The organism is Chryseobacterium sp. MDT2-18, from assembly GCF_030815285.1.
Taxonomy (GTDB): domain Bacteria; phylum Bacteroidota; class Bacteroidia; order Flavobacteriales; family Weeksellaceae; genus Kaistella; species Kaistella salivictor.
The window spans coordinates 193,917-212,419 of the sequence record NZ_JAUSWQ010000005.1; the positions used below are offsets into that span (position 1 = coordinate 193,917).

General features: G+C 36.9%; 17 protein-coding genes and 1 riboswitch. Of the genes, 4 read left to right on the forward strand and 13 right to left on the reverse strand.

Going from position 1 to position 18,503, the window contains the following annotated elements:
- Positions 1-17: 17 nt before the first annotated feature.
- Positions 18-1,556 carry a homoserine dehydrogenase gene (locus tag QF004_RS07345; RefSeq protein WP_307424482.1) on the reverse strand — a complete coding sequence of 513 codons (1,539 nt, stop codon included), beginning with the start codon at positions 1,554-1,556 and terminating at the stop codon, positions 18-20.
- The gene (locus QF004_RS07350; protein ID WP_307424485.1) at positions 1,546-2,496 is read right to left on the reverse strand and encodes an alpha/beta fold hydrolase; all 951 of its coding nucleotides are present in this window, start codon (positions 2,494-2,496) and stop codon (positions 1,546-1,548) included. The genes QF004_RS07345 and QF004_RS07350 overlap by 11 nt, the downstream gene beginning before the upstream one ends.
- A 53-nt stretch (positions 2,497-2,549) precedes the next feature.
- Positions 2,550-2,653, reverse strand: a riboswitch (SAM riboswitch).
- 116 nt (positions 2,654-2,769) lie between these two features.
- Between QF004_RS07350 and QF004_RS07355 the strand changes: the two genes are divergently transcribed.
- Complete coding sequence (locus QF004_RS07355) at positions 2,770-5,391, forward strand: glucosidase (RefSeq protein WP_133438851.1); 2,622 nt, start codon at positions 2,770-2,772, stop codon at positions 5,389-5,391.
- Between the two features lie 362 nt (positions 5,392-5,753).
- On the opposite strand, the gene QF004_RS07360 is transcribed toward QF004_RS07355, so the two are convergent.
- The 7 genes from QF004_RS07360 to QF004_RS07390 form a co-directional block, all read right to left on the reverse strand.
- Positions 5,754-6,182, reverse strand: a complete 429-nt coding sequence (locus tag QF004_RS07360; RefSeq protein WP_307424490.1) for an OsmC family protein — start codon at positions 6,180-6,182, stop codon at positions 5,754-5,756.
- Positions 6,183-6,363: 181 nt separating this feature from the next.
- Entirely contained in the window at positions 6,364-7,686 is a 1,323-nt protein-coding gene (locus QF004_RS07365) for a DUF58 domain-containing protein (protein WP_307424492.1), read from the reverse strand.
- A gap of 35 nt (positions 7,687-7,721) precedes the next feature.
- Positions 7,722-8,729 (reverse strand): MoxR family ATPase, encoded by a 1,008-nt coding sequence (locus QF004_RS07370; protein WP_307424496.1) that lies wholly within the window; start codon positions 8,727-8,729, stop codon positions 7,722-7,724.
- Between the two features lie 48 nt (positions 8,730-8,777).
- Positions 8,778-9,935 carry a DUF4350 domain-containing protein gene (locus tag QF004_RS07375; RefSeq protein WP_307424499.1) on the reverse strand — a complete coding sequence of 386 codons (1,158 nt, stop codon included), beginning with the start codon at positions 9,933-9,935 and terminating at the stop codon, positions 8,778-8,780.
- A 25-nt stretch (positions 9,936-9,960) separates the two neighbouring features.
- The gene (locus QF004_RS07380; RefSeq protein ID WP_307424502.1) at positions 9,961-10,749 is read right to left on the reverse strand and encodes a DUF4129 domain-containing protein; all 789 of its coding nucleotides are present in this window, start codon (positions 10,747-10,749) and stop codon (positions 9,961-9,963) included.
- Positions 10,739-11,707, reverse strand: coding sequence for a DUF4013 domain-containing protein (locus QF004_RS07385; protein WP_307424505.1), 969 nt, complete (start codon positions 11,705-11,707; stop codon positions 10,739-10,741). Before QF004_RS07385 ends, QF004_RS07380 begins: the two co-directional genes overlap by 11 nt.
- Positions 11,664-12,668 carry a stage II sporulation protein M gene (locus tag QF004_RS07390; protein ID WP_307424508.1) on the reverse strand — a complete coding sequence of 335 codons (1,005 nt, stop codon included), beginning with the start codon at positions 12,666-12,668 and terminating at the stop codon, positions 11,664-11,666. The genes QF004_RS07385 and QF004_RS07390 overlap by 44 nt, the downstream gene beginning before the upstream one ends.
- 22 nt (positions 12,669-12,690) lie before the next feature.
- Here QF004_RS07390 and QF004_RS07395 point away from each other — a divergent pair, with 22 nt between their 5' ends.
- Both QF004_RS07395 and QF004_RS07400 read left to right on the forward strand, forming a co-directional pair.
- Complete coding sequence (locus QF004_RS07395; RefSeq protein WP_133438859.1) at positions 12,691-13,443, forward strand: RDD family protein; 753 nt, start codon at positions 12,691-12,693, stop codon at positions 13,441-13,443.
- Between the two features lie 107 nt (positions 13,444-13,550).
- Positions 13,551-13,841 carry a GNAT family N-acetyltransferase gene (locus tag QF004_RS07400; protein WP_307424511.1) on the forward strand — a complete coding sequence of 97 codons (291 nt, stop codon included), beginning with the start codon at positions 13,551-13,553 and terminating at the stop codon, positions 13,839-13,841.
- Positions 13,842-13,894: 53 nt separating this feature from the next.
- Here QF004_RS07400 and speB read toward each other — a convergent pair whose 3' ends face one another.
- Positions 13,895-14,749: an agmatinase gene (gene speB / locus QF004_RS07405; RefSeq protein WP_307424514.1), complete on the reverse strand. Its 855-nt coding sequence runs from the start codon at positions 14,747-14,749 to the stop codon at positions 13,895-13,897.
- Positions 14,750-14,889: 140 nt separating this feature from the next.
- Here speB and QF004_RS07410 point away from each other — a divergent pair, with 140 nt between their 5' ends.
- Positions 14,890-15,549, forward strand: coding sequence for an HAD family phosphatase (locus QF004_RS07410; protein WP_307424516.1), 660 nt, complete (start codon positions 14,890-14,892; stop codon positions 15,547-15,549).
- Between the two features lie 208 nt (positions 15,550-15,757).
- Here QF004_RS07410 and QF004_RS07415 read toward each other — a convergent pair whose 3' ends face one another.
- The 3 genes from QF004_RS07415 to QF004_RS07425 form a co-directional block, all read right to left on the reverse strand.
- Positions 15,758-17,149, reverse strand: coding sequence for an arginine decarboxylase (locus QF004_RS07415; RefSeq protein WP_133438863.1), 1,392 nt, complete (start codon positions 17,147-17,149; stop codon positions 15,758-15,760).
- 80 nt (positions 17,150-17,229) lie between these two features.
- A complete protein-coding gene (locus tag QF004_RS07420) occupies positions 17,230-17,892 on the reverse strand; it encodes a thiamine diphosphokinase (protein WP_246012421.1) in 663 nt (220 codons plus the stop codon).
- Positions 17,852-18,421: a cob(I)yrinic acid a,c-diamide adenosyltransferase gene (locus tag QF004_RS07425; RefSeq protein WP_307424521.1), complete on the reverse strand. Its 570-nt coding sequence runs from the start codon at positions 18,419-18,421 to the stop codon at positions 17,852-17,854. The genes QF004_RS07420 and QF004_RS07425 overlap by 41 nt, the downstream gene beginning before the upstream one ends.
- Between the last annotated feature and the right edge of the window lie 82 nt (positions 18,422-18,503).

The following is an 18,503-nucleotide window of genomic DNA, read 5'->3' on the forward strand; positions in this document are numbered from 1 at the left end:
TAAAATTAAAATGACGGTTATTTATTTTCAGATAATCTCAGAATATCTCCGAACACACCTCTGGCAGTTACTTTTGCTCCGGCTCCGGCACCCATAATTACGATCGGATTTTCACCATAACTTTCGGTATAAATTTCAAAAATAGAATCTGAATCTTTTAACTGTCCGAGGGCAGAATTGGAAGGAACTGAAATTAACTGAACATCGAGTTCTCCTTTTTCTTGTTGCAAATCACCATGTAAATCTCCTACCAAACGCAGAACGTGATTTTCTTTTTGATTCTTTTTCAATTCTTCAAAATGCGCATCTAAAAGGTTTAATCCATTCAGAAATTCAGATTGTTCAATCTTTGACAGATGTTCAGGAATTAGACTTTCAACATTGATATCGCTAAATTCATTGCTTAAATCAAGTTCTCTGGCCAGGATTAATAGTTTTCTGGCAACGTCATTTCCTGATAAATCTTCGCGCGGATCCGGCTCTGTGAATCCTTGATCAATCGCTTCTTTCAAAACCGTCGAAAACTTCTCATCACGAACTGAAAAATTATTAAAAATATAACTGAGAGAACCGGAGAAAACGCCTTTTATCCCGGTAATATTTTCTCCCGACAAATGCAGTAATTTAATGGTATCAATTAAAGGTAAACCTGCTCCAACATTGGTTTCATATAAATATTTTTTATTTCTCTTATTTAAAACACGTCGGAAATCCCGGTATTCAGAAATAGATAAAGTGTTGAAAATCTTGTTGGATGAAACCAGATCGAAGCCGTTTTCTGCCAGAAGCGTATAGTTTTTCACAAAATCGACACTTGCGGTATTATCGACTACGATTAGATTTTCGAGTTGATTAACCTGTGAAAACTGTATTAAGGAATCCATGTTCGATTCATGTTCCGCGACTAAAACGTCCTGTTCCCAGTTTTCATTAAACCCTTTTTTATTAAATGCGATTTTTCTGGAATTTGCCACTGCAATAATTTTTAAATCAAGATTTTTACGATTCCTGATTTCTTTTGAATTTTGCAGAACCTGCTCAATCAGCGTCGATCCCACTTTCCCATGTCCGATCACCGCTAAATGGACCGTTTTAGGTTTTGAATTGATTTCGGCTTCGATGATGTTTTTCGCTTTCTCGTCCTGCAAAGAAGTGACCACGATATTGATCCTGTTTTCGGCCGCAATCTGATTCAGAATCAAAGGAAAAATATTATTCCTCGCCAGTTCCGACATGATCTTATTAAAATCTTGGGCAACAAATCCTAAAACAGAAACATTATTAATGCTGAAAATCTGACTTACTTTTCCTGATTTTCTTTCTTTTTCAAATTCATCGATCAAACAGTTCACTGCTTTTTCGGAATCACTTTCGTTCACCAAAACTGAAATGCCGTTTTCTATTGCCTGTTGGGAAATAACGCCCACGCTGATTCTTGCGTAAGTCAGTGCTTTGAAGATTCTGCCGTCGATACCGACTTCGCCTAAGAAATCTTTTCCTTCGAATTTGATGATGGATCTGTTTTTTAAAATCTTTATTGCGGTTTTATTTTTCATGAATGATGGTATTTAAAATTTGATTAAGTTGGTCGTATTCCATTAAAAAAGCGTCGTGCCCGTGAATGGATTTTATTTCGTGGTAGAAAGTATTTGATTTTGATTCGAGTAAAAACTGATAACATTTTTGCATATCAAAAGCGGGGAAAAACAAATCGGAATCGACAGCGATGAGATGAATATTGGCTTTGATTTTTTTGAGTTTCTTTTGATCTGTATTAATGGTCATCAACAGATGATTCATCAACCGATAGGCATTCAAACTAAATCTCTCGTTTAATTTTTCACCGTGGAAACTGAGCCAGTCGTGGGATTTCAGAATCTGCTTTTCTGGATGAATTTCATTTTTAAATCTTTCATTTAAAGATGCCGGCGTTCGGTAACACAACATGGCGTGAATTCTGGCTTTTTGCAAAGGCTGGTCATTTTGATTCAATAAGAATTGCTGAACCAAGCACTGCGCATGCAACCAATCGGAGGTTTTATAATCACAGGCTACCGGAATGAAACTTTCTGCCAAGTCGGGTTTTAATGCCAACATTTCCCAGCCAATCGCTCCGCCTAAGGATCCGCCAATCAAAGTATGAAGTCTGGAAATATTTAAAAATGATAAACCTTTAAGGAAAATAGCCGCAATATCTTTTGGTGCAAAATCCTGTTCATTTTCAATTAAATTTCCATCGAAACCATTGCCGGGAATATTAAAACAGATGACAGAAAAAGTATTGGTATCAATAATTTTATGCTCTCCGATTAAAGAATTCCACCAGCCGTTTTCTCCGGCAACATTCGAATTTCCGGTTAAGGCATGATTGACCAAAATAATTGGAGCAGCGTGTAAATCTTTACCATAAAGTTGATACGATAAATCAATATCAAGGATTTTTCCTGATACTAAATGATGATTTTTGAGTTTGAGATGTTGTAGCGAATTTTTCAATTTTTCTTAAAATTAAAATTGAAAATGCTACCTGAGAAAGGTAAAAATAGTTTCTGTTATCTCTTCCCAAATCGGGATAGAATGTAGCACCTTCTCCGTTTCCGAAGGGTTGCCAAGGTTTCATTGAGTCTAATCTCTCCACCTTTCTTAATAACATTTTCAAATATGTAAATGAACTTATTTCGGTGCAAAGGAAAGCATTAAAATATAATCTCACAAATTTTAGGAATCTATTTTATTCCTTAATTTCGCACCAGAAATTATTTTAGAAAGATGACGGAGAAAGAAAGAATGCTCGATGAGAACTGGAAAACGTGGGGACCGTACGTAAGCAACAGACAATGGGGAACGGTTCGGGAAGATTACAGCAATGATGGAAATGCCTGGGGATATACAACTTACAACCAGGCCATCAGCAGAGCCTATCGCTGGAGTGAGGACGGAATCGCAGGAATCTGTGACTCTAAACAAAGATTATGTTTTGCTTTTTCATTTTGGAACCGCAAAGACAAAATGATCAAAGAACGTTTCTTTGGATTGAGTAATCATGAAGGAAATCATGGCGAGGATTTAAAAGAACTCTACTATTATCTGGATAATACACCGACCCATTCTTACATGAAAATGGTGTATAAATATCCGGTCAGTGAATTTCCTTATGACTATTTAATTGCAGAAAACGCAAGGAGATCGAAGCACGATCCGGAATTTGAGTTGATCGACACCGGGATATTTAATGACAATAATTACTTTGATCTTTTCATTGAATATGCTAAAATAAATCATGATGATTATCTAATCCGTGTCACGGCAGTAAACCGGAGCCGTCACAAAGCGCCGCTTGTTATTTTACCAACAATCTGGTTTAGAAACAACTGGAACTGGGGCTTCGGAGATTATCAACCTCAACTAAAATCTTCGGCAACCGGCGACATTGAAATTCATCATGAGTCTTTACCCGTCATCAAATTATATTCCCGGGATCAAAATACAGAAGCTCTTTTTTGCAATAACGAAAGTAATCCGGCTACAATTCATGGCGCGAGCAGTGAACCAAAATACTATAAAGACGGCATCAATAATTTTATAATTCATGACGACCGAAATGCTGTAAATCCTGACCAAACCGGAACTAAAGCCTGTTTCGCAATCGATACAGAAATTGAAGCCGGCGAAAGCAAAACTTTCGATTTCCGGTTGAGTCCGCATGATATGAAAAATGCTTTCTTTGACTTCGACGACGTTTTTAGTTTAAGAAAAAAAGAAGCCGACGAATACTACCAAGGAATCCAAAAAGAAATTACCGATGAAGAAGAAAAAATGATTCAAAGACAGGCATTTGCAGGACTATTATGGAACAAACAGTTCTACCATTATAATGTCTCTAAATGGCTGAAAGGAGAGCCGAAACTGAATGCCCCAAGAAATTTCCATCATCATGTGAGAAATAAAGAATGGGAACACATGCAGAATAAGGACATTATTTCGATGCCCGACAAATGGGAATATCCGTGGTTTGCGACGTGGGATTTGGCGTTTCACTGTGTCCCTTTTGCTATTCTGGATTCAGGTTTTGCGAAACAACAATTAAGGTTACTCACGAAAGAATGGTACATTCATCCGAACGGACAGTTGCCGGCTTATGAGTGGGATTTCAGCGACGTCAATCCGCCTGTTCATGCGTGGTCCACTTTCCGGGTTTTTAAAATTGACCAGATGATCAACGGAAAACCCGATGTCCCTTTTCTGGAAAGTGTTTTTCAAAAATTATTATTGAATTTTACCTGGTGGGTGAACCGAAAAGATAAAAAAGGAAACAATGTCTTTGGTGGCGGATTTTTAGGCTTGGATAATATCGGTGCTTTTGACCGTAATATGGAATTCAAAAACGGCGACCATTTAGAGCAGGCCGACGGCACGAGTTGGATGGCGATGTTTGCTCTGAACATGATGCGGATTTCAATGGAACTGGCACAGTACAATCCGATTTATGAAGATATGGCGATTAAATTTTTCGAGCATTATCTCTATATCGCCGAAGCCATGGAAAATATCGGCGAAACGAAAAATGGTTTGTGGAATGACGAAGACGGTTTTTTCTACGACCTTCTGCAATTGAACAATGGCGATTCTATTTCCTTAAAATTGAGAAGTATTGTTGGGTTAATTCCTTTGTTTGCCGTAGAAATTGTAGAACACAGTATGCTGGAAAAACTGCCTAATTTTCTGGATAGAATGCAGTGGATTCTTAAAAACAAACCGCATTTGGCTGATTTGGTTTCACATTGGGAAGTAGAAGGAAAAGGCGGAAAACACCTGATGAGCATTCTGCGAAAAACCCGGCTGAAAAGAGTTCTGTGCCGAATGGTTGATGAAAATGAATTCTTATCAGATTACGGAATCCGTTCGATGTCGAAAATTTATGAAAATGAGCCCTATCTCTTCACCGTCGATGGCAAAGATTTCAAAGTAAAATATACTCCTGCAGAAAGTGACAGCAGCATGTTCGGGGGTAACAGCAACTGGCGCGGCCCCATTTGGTTCCCAATTAATTTTCTGATTGTAGAGAGTTTACAGCGTTTCCATTATTATTATGGCGACAGTTTGCAGATCGAATATCCTACCAACAGCGGAAAAAGCCGGAATCTCGATTTTATCGCTACCGACTTGAGCAAAAGACTCTACTCGATTTTCAGTAAAGATGAAAACGGGAACAGGCCTTTCAATGGCGGAAATGATCTGTTGAACCACAATGAATTTTTCAAAAACTACATTATGTTTCACGAATATTTCAACGGTGATACGGGCGAAGGAATTGGTGCATCTCACCAAACCGGCTGGACGGCGACGATTGCAAAATTGATACAGCCGAGAATGGGTTCGAGGCCGAGGTAAGAATTATGAAAAAGCAGCATTTTGAAATGCTGCTTTTATTATTTTTAAATGTGATTGATCAGTTTCTACAAATTTTTAAATCTGTTTAATGGATTTCAGTTCGGTTAAGGATTTTTTCATTATAAAATTCTGAAAAATAAATATTACTAAAGTAAGACAAATGATAATTTCGGCAACAATTCCTGATACATATCCGATTTTATAAGCCATTGATTCAGTTGAACTGCTTATGATTATACTATCTTTAATAAATATTATTTTTCGTAATGCAGCAACACCTTTAACTAATAAATATATACACGCGACATAATAAAATATCTTTTTATTCATTTTTTTATTCATTTTTTTATTTAAAATTTTTACTATATTCCTACTTTCTCACCATTCACGAAAACCTCGTAATTCACCGTCACATTCGGTTCCAGGGTTTTAGAAACCGAACAGTATTTTTCGAAAGATAATGCAGCGGCTCGTTCGGCTTTTTTCGGATCTATATTTCCGTCAACAAAAAATGTAACCAAAATGGTTTTAAACGGTTTTGCTTCGTCAACCTGAACTCTTTCACCAACAACTTCTGCAGAAAATTTGGTAATTTCCTGTCTTTGCTTTTTCAGGATTGAAACCATGTCGATTCCGCTGCAACCGGCAACAGCCATCAAAAGAGTTTCCATGGGAGAAACGCCTTTCGTTCCTTCAGATTGCGACGTGTTGTCTAAAAGAATTTTGTTGCCCAACGAATTGGTGCATTCAAACAAGTAATCATCGTTGATTCTATTTAGGGTAATTTTCATATCTCAAATTTATTAAAACTTTATTGGATTTCTATAAAAAAGCCAGTACACAAAAGTCAGTTTTCTCATTTTTAAAAACTAAAAAAATTGCAGACCATAACTTTTGCATTCTTTGATTTGCTCGTTTTTCACACTGAAACTTTTGTCTCTTTTGCGGTAAAATATATCATGATTAAAGAAATTATAAAATTCCTCTCGCTTTTATTTCCAGATATTTATTAATGACTTCAATATTCAAATTTTCCGGCAAAGTATAAACCGTATAAATCCCGTATTTCCGAAGTTCCTGAATAATTAATTTCTTTTCGTACTCGAATTTTTCGGCGATGATCTCATCATAGACTTCCTGAATGTTTTCAGGATTGGTATTGATTAAACTCTGAAGTTCAGCATTTTTAAAGAAAATAATCACCAACAAATGGTTTTTTGCAATTCCGCGGAGATATTTCATTTGTCGGTTTACCGCGTCCAAAGTTTCAAAATTAGTAAAAAGTAAAATCAAACTTCTTTGTCCCACTGTATATTTTACATCCTGATACAATCTGCTGAAATCACTTTCGAAAAAATTAGTTTGAATATTATAAAGCGCTTCCGAAATCTTTTTCAACTGTCCTGATTTATTGTCAGCAGCGACTTTATGTTCTGTTTTTTTGGAGAAAGTCATCATTCCGGCACGGTCATTTTTTTTCAGGATAATGTGACTTAAAGCCATCGTTGCATTAATCGAATAATCGAGTAAATTTAATCCATTAAAAGGCATTTGCATCGTTCTGCCACTATCGATCAACATGAAAATCCGTTGCGATTTCTCGTCCTGAAACTGATTGACCATCAATTGATTTCTTTTCGAAGTCGCCTTCCAGTTAATCGTTCTTACGTCATCACCGGGCACATATTCTTTGATTTGTTCAAATTCCATCGTGTGACCCAATTTGCGGATTTTTTTAATTCCACCCAAAAGAAATTCGTTTTGAAGCGCCATCAATTCATATTTTCTTAAATGAATAAAAGATGGATAACTCGGCAACACCGCTTCTTTCTGATAAGTAAATCTTCTGGAAACCAATCCCAAAGGCGATTCTACAAAAACATTGAGGTTCCCAAAACTGTATTCACCGCGTTCTTTCGGTTCAAGTAGATATTCAAAAAGGATATTTTCATTTGGTTTAATGGTTCTTTCAATATTGAAATCCCGCTTCTGAAACTGAAAAGGAATTTCATCAATCACTTTCGTTTTAATGGTAAACGGATAATTGTTTTTAAGATCAATTTTTATCGAATTCTGATCGCCATTTGATAATTTTTCAGGTAAAATTCTTTGTGCCTGAACTGCCTTTTTTTGATTAAATAAAAGCATATAATCAACGATAAATACGATGAGAATTAAAACCAAAACCCCATGTGCAATCCACATTAAAACCGGAAAGAAAAACGCCAGAACGTAAGTAAATCCCACACCGAAAAGCGCGAAGAAAAGACGGTTGTTAAGGTATAGGTTTTTCATTTTTTAATGTTTTAATATTTTCACCACAAAATTCATTACCTCGGAATTTCTATCGCTTCCAAAATTTGACGGATAATTTCGTCAGCCGTTAAACCTTCCATTTCGCGTTCCGGGGAAACCATCACGCGGTGGCGAAGAACGGCGTAACTGGCTTCTTTGATATCTTCCGGCGTTACAAAATCTCGTCCACGAACGGCGGCAAATGATTTAGAAGCCGTCAGTAAGGCCAAACTCGCTCTGGGGGAAGCGCCCAAATAAAGGAATTGATTTTCTCTCGTATTCACAATGATTTTTGCAATATATTCGAGCAGCTGAGTTTCCACAACAACGTCTTTCACCAGATTTTGATAATTTTTCAACTGTGCGCCGGTAATCACTTTCTGCACAGCATCGGTTTTATCTTCCAGTTTATTTTCATGCTGATTTTTAATGATTTCTATTTCTTGCGAAAGATTTGGATAACCGACATTTATTTTGAAAAGAAAACGGTCGAGTTGCGCTTCCGGAAGGCGATATGTTCCTTCATGTTCGATTGGATTTTGTGTGGCGACCACCAAAAAAGGTTCCTGCATTTCGTATTGCTTCCCATCCATCGTGATTTGGCGTTCTTCCATCACTTCAAATAAAGCGGCTTGGGTTTTCGCAGGTGAACGGTTGATTTCATCAATCAAAATAAAACTGGAGAATATTGGTCCTTTTTTGAATTCAAATTCTGAATTTTTAACATTAAAAATTGACGTTCCCAAAATATCAGAAGGCATCAAATCCGGTGTAAACTGAATTCTGTTGAAACCGACCTCTACCGTTTTCGCCAGTAATTTTGCCGTGATGGTTTTTGCAACTCCGGGAACGCCTTCGATCAAAACATGACCATTAGACAAAAGTGCCACCAACAAATGTTCGATCATCGATTCCTGGCCGATAATCACTTTCCCTATTTCGGTTTTTACACCTTCCAAACTTTGTTGAAGTTCGGTCATATCCAATCGCGGGCGAAATTCAGTATTTAGATTTTCTTGATTTTGAGTTGCAAAATTTTCCATAATTATTTTGGGTTGAATGGTCTTTTTTTTAATTAAAGTTGATGGATTTTATTGTAAAATCCCGTCTAACAATGTATTCATTTTTATTAAATCTTCTTTCATCACGCTGGCATAAGGATCCTGACCTTTCTTAATCAATTCGGTGGCTTCTGTAATTTCCTCTACACTTTTTCCGGTTTTCAGATGGAGAAGATGAATGAATTTCTCATCTAAATCCTTGGTATCGATTAACAGATCCATTCTCACCCGATTGAGAAAATATTGCGCTTTTTTTGCCATCATATCGTGGAAATCGCCTTCCTGCAAATATAAATTCCCGATGCTTTTTACAAATTCGACCGACTTATTTTTCTTTGGTTCAATCACGGGAACGATTCTCTGTTTGCGTTTCGCATTAAAAATGATAAACAATAAAAGTCCACCTAAAAACAACCACCAGGCGTAACGGAGCGCGGGTTTCGACAAAATAAACCGCAGTGGCGACCGGGATTCTGTTCTGTTTTTATTGGCTCCCGAAAACCAAACCGTTTCCCGGTCCGGAAGATAAGAAAATACATCCTGAACATATTTTTCATTCCCGGGCTTTAGCAAATAATAATTAGTTAAAATCAATGGTTCTGCATGTAAATAAAGATTTCCTTTGCCGTGACCGACTTTAATAAAATTCGCCATTTTACTGTCACTTGCTTCTTTTCCTAAGATTTCATCACTTTCAAGAATAAGTTCAAATCCTTTTCCAGACGGTAACTTATCGATTTTTAAAGAATCCTGAGCGAATTTTTCGTCGGTCAACAATAAAAGATTAGAATCTTCATAACTTATTCTTGAAGCTGAAAAACCGAGCGAGTCCGCCACTTTTTTATTGAAAGAATCTGAAATAATGAATGCATCGGATCCGGTTTCGACGTTCTGCAGAATTTTATTCCAGGATTCCGAATCGATTTCTGACTGGACCATTAAAATATTATGAGCTTTTAATTTTTGCGTTTTATAGAAATCATAAGGTGAAAGATCGGTTCGCTGTACTTTATTTTTTAAAAGGTGATCCACTTCTTTGCTAAAGATCAACAAACCAAAAGGCGACTTTTCATGAACATCGAAATTCTTTCGCCAATCGGTAACGTCGGATTTTGTCAGTTCCAGCAACGCCAAAACCGCCATCACGATGATGAAAATCAAGCCATATAATTTGAATGTTTTATTCATGTTTCACTAAATCCCAATGAGATTTCTAGATCTTAAAATTTAAAAATTTCTGTTTAAAATAAAGATAATTCTCTTCATTAATCTCAAATTCGCCATACCAGACATACTCGAAAACGTAAGCCAGTTCTTTAAAACCCGATTTTACATCTTTTGATTTTAATTCTGAAAGATAATCTTTATTGGTTTTTTCGGGATTCCAGGCAATCAGTTTTTTATCGGCCAGTTTCTTTAAAACCAATAAAAACTGATAACGAACCGCGGAACGATACTCTTTCTGACTTTCAAATTTTTCAATGCTTTCACTGAAATTTATTTCATGGATATTTTCGTGAAGATCCTGATCGTCGATATTGATTTTCTTATTTTTCTTACTGAAAAATAAATTTCCGTCTTTGCCCAGTAAAAATTTAATTAAAAAATAGAGGACAAAACCGATAATGATCACTGCGAAAATCCGCATGATATTTTCCGCATACGAAGCAGTTTTACTGGGATCAACTTTTCCAAAAATCGCTTCCAGAATTTTCATTATTCTTTTCTGAATCTTTTGCCAGATCGATTCTCTGGGTTTTACTGTCGTGTAATCATAATCTGACCCTTTATATTTGGACTGAAATTTTTGATCAAAACTTTTGGGAAAAACAATATTATTGGTCGTAGGCTTTTCGAGCAGAAGCGAATCGGTGTAATATTGTCCGTTTTCATAAGTTTCCAGCGAATCCGAAAAACGGGTAATGGGCGGTGGCGGAAGTTCCTGAGAATTCCCGGCTATAAACTGTAATATAAAAAAGAAGAGGAATATCTTAAATTTCATTGCTGCCAATCGTATCGATTTCTGATAAGTCTAAATTCCTGTGAAGGTCTGTGCGGCTGTCATAATACTGCAACCCGGAGTTTACAAAAATAACGTTAATCATTAAAAAAGAAAAAAGAAGGGAAATTCCGTAGATGATAAAAATAAAAATTCCCATAGTCCCTTCAAAAGGGTTTTGCTGCAATTCTCCCGTTTGCGGAACCGTCATCATGCCGCCAAAAATAAACATCATCGGTATCATCGTGAAAATGGACGAAACCGTTTGAATGATTAAATACATCACGACGGTGGATCCCCAATATTTCCAAAAAGGAGATTTTTCCCGACCGTTTCGATAAGAGAACTGCGCTCTTACGGCATAACTCAAAGATTCGAAAAAACCTTTCCTGGTATTGAAATAATCAAACATTAAAAAATTAACGATGTTCATCAAAGTGGGTCCGACTAAAAATATCAGCAAAAACCCGATCAGGATAAACATCAACATCACCGAGAGTCCGAAGACGATCATCGCCAGCGGTGTTACGATAAAAAGCAGTCCGAGAAACAATTTCAGAAACCGTCCGATATTGCTTTTCAGATCACTTAAAATATCGTCGGCTTTAATATTTTTATCACCGGTTTCAGTCAGCCTTTTCAGATACAGAATCGGGTACGAATAGGAAACCATCGTGACGGCCAGAAACAGAATAAACACAATAGTGGAAACGAAAATAAGCATCGTCTGGTTTTCCTGAAAATAAGCCTCAAAATAATAATTCTGTCCGCTGGTATTGGAACCCATCATTTGTGAGAATAATTCACGGTATCCTAAAACAAAAATCAGAACCATCAGAATTAATAAAATCCCGTTGATTAAAAGATAATTTTTAAAGTAGTTTTTTCCGTGTTCTTTAAAAAAGGCAAATGTGTCGCTAATAAAGGTTCCGAAGTCCCGTTTCTGATAAAACTGCATCATATATTCTTGTTTTTTTTGCTACTGAATATGGATAGATAAAATAATAGTAACCGACCAATGAAAGCGTGCCGAAAATGATAAGTCCATTAATAATTCCCGGCATTACCAACGCATATCTTGTCACATAACCTTCGATAATTCCCGCGACAATAGTAAAGGGAACGGTACTTAAAAATATTTTAAAAGCATCTTTAAAACCCAATTTAAAGGAATTAAAACGCGAATAGGTTTTCGGAAATAAAATGGAAGCGCCTAAAATCAATCCTGCCATCGCTTCTACAACCATGCTGAAAATTTCGAAAACGCCGTGGAGCCAGATTCCACTCGCACTTTCTTTCAATGCGCCATGTTCGTGAAAAAAATACTGAAATGAGCCGAGCATAATACTGTTCTGCAACAAAGCATACAAAGTTCCTACGCCACCGAAAACGCCATAGACAAATAGAATAGCGCCGACTTTCAGATTGTTAAAAATGATGGCAATGGCACTTCCCCAATCCGAACCTTGCTGATAAACGCCCACCGCATTTCCCTTTTCAATATTCTCAAGCGTTGTATTTACATATTCATCACCCAAAATAATTCTGACAAATTCTTTATCGTAATACGCTGAAATAAAACCGATTAACGTAAACAAAATAAAAAATCCGAACGCATAAAACAAATACCTGCGGTACTGATGAACCAAAAGCGGAACTTCAGTTTTGAAAAACTCAAACAGTCGGTTTTGTTCGGCTCTTTTTGTTTTATAAATTCTTTGGAAAATAAGGGAAGAAAGATGGTTCAGGTAAACCGTGGTTTTGCTTTTGGGAAAGTAGGTCTGTGCAAAAGAAAGGTCATTCACCAAATTAATGTACAGCGAAGAGAGATCATCCGGATTTTTTTTAACTTTTCCCGCGATAACCTGCTCGATTCCCAACCATTTTTCTTTATTTTGTTTGATAAATGCAACCTCTCTCATCTGACGCTAAAATAATAAAAATATGTCGCTGATCGCTATAAATACTTCACAAAATGTAAATATTAATTTCAATACGGCAAGTATTGGCGAAAGAATCCTGGCTTTCTTTATTGATATTTTAATAAAAGCAGCCTATTTATTTGTTCTTTTTTTGGTGTTTTTTCGAATTCTAAATCTTGGTTCGGTGCTCGACGGTATGGATAATTGGTCGAGAATGGCAGTTATTCTCATCATCACATTTCCGATTTACATTTACACTCTGGTGTGCGAAAGTCTCATGGAAGGGCAGACTATTGGGAAGAAAATCGTCAAAATAAAAGTGGTGAAAATCGATGGATTTCAGGCTGGCTTTGGCGATTATCTGATGCGCTGGTTTTTCCGTCTGATCGATGTTTTCTCCAACTCCGGCGTGGTCGGATTAATCAGCATGATTGTTTCTAAAAACAACCAGCGGTTAGGAGATATCGCCTCCGGCACGGCAGTTATTTCTTTAAAAAACGGAGTGACTATTTCGCAGACGATTCTTGAAAACCTGAAAGAAGACTACGTTCCCCTTTTTCCGCAAGTCATTGCGCTGACCGATAACGACGTGAGAATCATTAAAGAAAATTATCAAAAAGCCTTGAAAATTGATGACCGACAAGTCGTTTCAAAACTCTCAACTAAAATTAAAGAAATCCTGAAATTAGAAATCGATCCAACGAAAATGACGGAGCGACAATTCATCAACGTCATCATCAAAGATTATAATTTTTATACCGGAAAAGATCTTTAATCTAAATCTTATGGCGCAGCGATTTTATCAAAACGAAAAACTGTATTTAAGCAGAAAAACGTCTTTTAATTTATTTTCCTTAAATTTAAAGAACAAAATCGATTATCATGAAATACGAAAATAACAGATCCGGAAACGGCGGCGTACTGATTTTAAGCAATGACGACGAAGAAGTTGGAAGATTAACCTACACCATTTTCCCGGACGAAAATAAATTAGTTATCTCTTACGTCTTGGTTCATTCAAAATTCGAAGGAAAAGGAATGGGCAAATACCTGGTCGAAGAAGGCATCAATTTCGCCAGAGAAAACAACTGGAAAATATATCCGCATTGCTCCTATGCGCGTTCCGTTATGCAACGAATGAAAGACGTTGACGATATTTTATTAGAACGTTAAAATAAAAAACCCATAGAAATTCTACGGGTTTTTTATTTTTGATTTATCGTTTCTTAATTCTTACTGATGTGATAATACGCCAACATTTTGTAGTAAAGTTTTGCAGCTAAGAACGCCGTAGGTTTTGGCATCGGAGAATCCATTAATTCAACAATATCAAAAGCAACCACATTGCATTTTTCAAATACTTTTCTCAGCAGTTCCAAAGTTGGATACCATTGTAAACCGCCTGGTTCCGGAGTTCCTGTGGACGGTGCAATCGAAGGATCGAACGCATCCAAATCAATCGTGATATAAACATTCCCTGAAACTTTTTCTAAAACATCATTGATCCAGTTTTCGTTATTGGCAATTTGGTGCGCCCAAAAACACTGCTCCTTGTTCACATATTCCATTTCTTCAATATCCATGGAACGAATCCCTACCTGAACTAAATTATGTTTTTGGCTGGCTTCATAAACCGCGCAGGCGTGATTAGACTTAGATCCGTGGAACTCCGGACGCAAATCGGTGTGCGCATCTAACTGCAAAACAGTCAGGTTTTCATATTTTTCACCCACCGCGCGAATGGAGCCAATCGATACAGAATGTTCGCCGCCGAAAAGGGTAAATAATTTTCCGTCGTTCGCCAAAAGTTCTTTGGTTTTATTATAAACCGCTGCCGTCATCGCTTCCGGCGAAGATTTCTCGGTGATTTCCCCTGCGAGAAAAACACCTTCCAAATAAGGTTCTGTACTGGTTTCGATATCGTACAGTTCCATGTTTTCGGAAGCGTCTAAAAAAAGTTCCGGGCCTTTGTCAGCACCTTTTCCCCAAGTAGAAGTTCCGTCATAAGGAACAGTTACCAGCATCACTTTCGAGGTTTCTAACTGAGCATTTTCTTCTGGAATATCGGCGTAGGTTTTCATGAGTTTTTAAATTTTAAATGATAAGTTTTCGATTTTCAAAGATAAGAAAATGCCTGCTGCTATTTATTACCGTCATCTAAATCTTTAGTGAAAATTTCCGGAAACTCTGTAAAAACCCTTATTTTTACAAAAAACAATCAATGCCATTAAAAGCTGTTTTATTCGATATGGACGGTGTTATCGTTGATACCGAACCTCTTCACAGGAAAGCCTATTTCCAGATGTTCGCCGATTTGGGAATTGAAGTTTCTGAAGAGTTATACACGACCTTCACCGGCGCTTCTACAAAAAAAGTTTCTAACACCCTTATCGAAAGATTCCAACTTGAAAATACTCCCGAAGAATTAGCAATTGTCAAAAGAAAATATTTCAAACAGTATTTTTACGGCGATGCAGATTTTAATTTAATTCCGGGTGTCAAAAATCTGATTGAAAATTATTTTGAAAATAATATAAAACTCGTTTTGGCTTCGTCTGCCAGCATGACTACGATTGATATGGTTTTTGAAAAGTTTGATTTGGGCAAATATTTTCTTGGAAAAATCAGTGGCGCCGATTTAAAGGAATCGAAACCGCATCCTGAAATCTTTCTGTTAGCCTCTGAAATCGCTGACGAAAAAAGAGAAAGCTGCATGGTCATTGAAGATTCTACCAACGGAATCATGGCAGCTCACTCGGCCGGGATTTTCTGCACCGCCTACAAAAGTGAACATTCCATCAATCAGAATTATGACCAAGCCAATCTTTTGATTTCTAATTTTTCGGAGATTGAGATTGAAAAAATTATTAAATACTTTTAACGGTAAGTTGATTTTATTTTTTATTCTAAAGACATAATCGTCGAAAGTATTTTTAGAGAGGTTGCCTTTGAAAAAAAACCTGAAAGTTGTTTTAGCCCCGATGGAAACGGCATCCTTTTTCTTTTCACGACAGTGAAAGAAAAAGATATAGTGGACAGCGGGACCGAAAAATAAAAAGGAGCACCAATCTGGTTGCTCCTTATTTATTTTAATATCCTAATAATTTCAAAACATCATCCGGTTTTTGCTCTTCCCGGAAAACGGTATATACAAAATTGCCTTCTTCGTCTTTATCGATCAAAATATGTTTCGGCTGAGGCATCAAACAGTGGTGAACGCCGCCGTAACCGCCGATGGTTTCCTGATAGGCACCGGTATTGAAAAAACCGATATACAAAGGTTTTGTGTCGCTGAAAGTCGGTAAATAAATCGCATTGGTATGCTGCTCTGAATTATAGTAATCGTCTGAATCACAGGTTAATCCTCCTAAGAAAACCCGTTCGTACGTATCTTCCCAACGGTTGAGTGGCAACATAATAAATTTGCGGGAAATCGCCCAGGTATCTGGTAAAGTCGTCATAAAAGACGAATCGATCATATTCCATTTCTCGCGGTCGTTCTGGCGTTTTTGAGAGATTATTTTATAAAGATGTCCACCACTTTCGCCAACGGTAAAACTACCAAATTCGGTATAAATATTTGGTTCTTCTACGCCTTCTTCTTCACAGAATTTTTTGATTTGAGAAACAATTTCGTTCACCATATATTGGTAATCGTAATCGAAATTCAAAGAAGTTTTTATCGGAAAACCACCACCAATATTCAAAGAATCAACTTCGGGCGCGATTTTTTTTAAACGGGCATAAACGCGTAAACATTTGTATAATTCATTCCAATAGTAAGCCGTATCCTTGATTCCGGTATTGATGAAAAAGTGCAGCATTTTCAATCTTGCATTCGGATGGTCTGCAATTTTCTGGCTGTAATAAGGAATAATATCTTTGTATCCAATCCCCAATCTGGAGGTGTAAAATTCGAATTTCGGTTCCTCTTCCGAGGCGATACGGATCCCGATATTGAAGGTAGAATCGATGCTTTCTGTCAGTTTGTCGAGTTCCCGGTAGTTATCGAGAATCGGTGTAATATTGTGAAAACCTTTATTAATTAAATCAGAGATTTTTGCCAAATAATCATCGGTTTTAAAACCGTTGCAAATCACTTCCACCGTTTTATCGAACTTCCCTTTTTCGTAAAGAGATCTTACGATATCGATATCATAAGCAGAAGAAGTCTCGAGTGAAATGTCATTTTTCAGTGCTTCTTCCAGCACAAAAGCAAAGTGGCTGGATTTGGTACAGTAGCAGTATCGGTAACTTTTTTTGTAATCATTGATTTCGAAAGCTTCTTTGAACCATGCTTTTGCACGCTGAATATTGGTAGATATTTTCGGCAGATAATTAAATTTCAGAGGCGTACCGAACTGTTCAATAACCTCCATCAAAGGAATGTCATGAAATTGAAGCATATTTTCCGAGACGTTAAATTCTTCGGTTGGAAAATACAAAGTTTGATCGATAAGTTCTGAATATTTAATTTTCATTTTGTTGCTGAAATTTTACAGTTTTAAAAATGCAAAGTTGAGGAAAAAAGTTGGGTTTTTATTTTAAAATTCCTTAAAAATTAGCGTTGGTCTGTTTTTCCTACAAAGACGACTAAATTTCCACTTTCAAATTCGATGGTCACCTGGTCATCTTTTGCGAAATTCCGCGTTCCAATTCTGCTGGTGATATCTAAGTTTTCCTTATTTAAAGGCCAGTTCAGACCTTTTGTTATCACCTTTTCTGCCACAGGATACGGATATAATGAAATCATGCAATTCTTACTGTTTTCGAGAACTAATTTTTTCGGCGCAAAAAAATAGGTGGAATATTCATCAAAAAAAGTAATCTTTAAATCGTCTTTAAATAAAAATGCCACGGTCAGATTCCCTAAAAAATGATCCATTTCGCCACCACTTCCGCCGTAAACGTCAATCGTTTTAAATCCTTTTTCTTTGATAATCTCGAGTGATTTTTCAAAATCGGTTCTATCCTGATCTGGCGTATATATAAATTTATCATTATAAATTTGTTCGTCTTTCCCGGAATGCGAATCGAAATCCCCGGAAATAAAATCGAGTTTTTCAAATGGAAAATCCATCTCTTTCAAATAATGAAATGCTCCATCGGAACAGGCTATTAACGAATACCCCTCAGTTTGTGGAAGATATTTTGGCGGGATTCCGTTGATGAAAAGGAGCGCTTTATCGGTCATTTGGATTCCAGTATTCTTCGGTTTCCCCATTTATTTTTGAAACATAACGTGCCAAAACGAATAAATAATCGGAAAGTCGGTTCAGATATTTGATGAGTTCCGGGCGAACTTCTTCAGATTCACCGAGAAAAACCAAGCTGCGTTCTGCCCGTCTGCAAACAGTTCTGCAAACATGAAGTGTCGTGGCAGATTTGCCGCCTCCCGGAAGAATAAAATATTGTAAAGGCTCCAGTTCTTTCTCAAAAGCATCCATCCAGTTTTCGAGTTCTTCAATTTCTTTATCGGTAATCATTAAAGCCAGGCGTGATTTCCCATTGGCTAAAGTTAATTTATCGGTAGGTGTCGCCGATTCTGAACCGACGGTAAATAAATCAAACTGAATTTTCCTGAGTTGATTTAAAATCTCCTCTTCTATAATTTCACATTTCGCAACACCGATAAAAGAGTTGAGTTCATCGATCGTCCCGTAAGATTCTACTCTTGCGGACGCTTTGGAAACGCGGGTTCCGCCATATAGTGCAGTTTCGCCTTTGTCACCGGTTTTGGTGTAGATTTTCATTGGATTTACTTTGTTGTAAATTTAATGATTTTAAAAGAGTTGCCGTAATAAAGAATTTAATTATTTGACACGATCGATTTTT

Excerpts from the sequence above, each read along its gene's own strand:
- QF004_RS07385 (WP_307424505.1), bottom strand. The coding sequence starts at position 11,707 with ATGATGCAGTTTTATCAGAAACGGGACTTCGGAACCTTTATTAGCGAC.
- QF004_RS07415 (WP_133438863.1), bottom strand. The coding sequence starts at position 17,149 with ATGAAAATTAAATATTCAGAACTTATCGATCAAACTTTGTATTTTCCA.
- QF004_RS07360 (WP_307424490.1), bottom strand. The coding sequence starts at position 6,182 with ATGAAAATTACCCTAAATAGAATCAACGATGATTACTTGTTTGAATGC.
- QF004_RS07410 (WP_307424516.1), top strand. The coding sequence starts at position 14,890 with ATGCCATTAAAAGCTGTTTTATTCGATATGGACGGTGTTATCGTTGAT.
- QF004_RS07425 (WP_307424521.1), bottom strand. The coding sequence starts at position 18,421 with ATGAAAATCTACACCAAAACCGGTGACAAAGGCGAAACTGCACTATAT.
- QF004_RS07400 (WP_307424511.1), top strand. The coding sequence starts at position 13,551 with ATGAAATACGAAAATAACAGATCCGGAAACGGCGGCGTACTGATTTTA.
- speB (WP_307424514.1), bottom strand. The coding sequence starts at position 14,749 with ATGAAAACCTACGCCGATATTCCAGAAGAAAATGCTCAGTTAGAAACC.
- QF004_RS07380 (WP_307424502.1), bottom strand. The coding sequence starts at position 10,749 with ATGAAATTTAAGATATTCCTCTTCTTTTTTATATTACAGTTTATAGCC.
- QF004_RS07355 (WP_133438851.1), top strand. The coding sequence starts at position 2,770 with ATGACGGAGAAAGAAAGAATGCTCGATGAGAACTGGAAAACGTGGGGA.
- QF004_RS07370 (WP_307424496.1), bottom strand. The coding sequence starts at position 8,729 with ATGGAAAATTTTGCAACTCAAAATCAAGAAAATCTAAATACTGAATTT.
- QF004_RS07365 (WP_307424492.1), bottom strand. The coding sequence starts at position 7,686 with ATGAAAAACCTATACCTTAACAACCGTCTTTTCTTCGCGCTTTTCGGT.
- QF004_RS07395 (WP_133438859.1), top strand. The coding sequence starts at position 12,691 with ATGTCGCTGATCGCTATAAATACTTCACAAAATGTAAATATTAATTTC.
- QF004_RS07420 (WP_246012421.1), bottom strand. The coding sequence starts at position 17,892 with ATGGGGAAACCGAAGAATACTGGAATCCAAATGACCGATAAAGCGCTC.
- QF004_RS07390 (WP_307424508.1), bottom strand. The coding sequence starts at position 12,668 with ATGAGAGAGGTTGCATTTATCAAACAAAATAAAGAAAAATGGTTGGGA.
- QF004_RS07375 (WP_307424499.1), bottom strand. The coding sequence starts at position 9,935 with ATGAATAAAACATTCAAATTATATGGCTTGATTTTCATCATCGTGATG.
- QF004_RS07345 (WP_307424482.1), bottom strand. The coding sequence starts at position 1,556 with ATGAAAAATAAAACCGCAATAAAGATTTTAAAAAACAGATCCATCATC.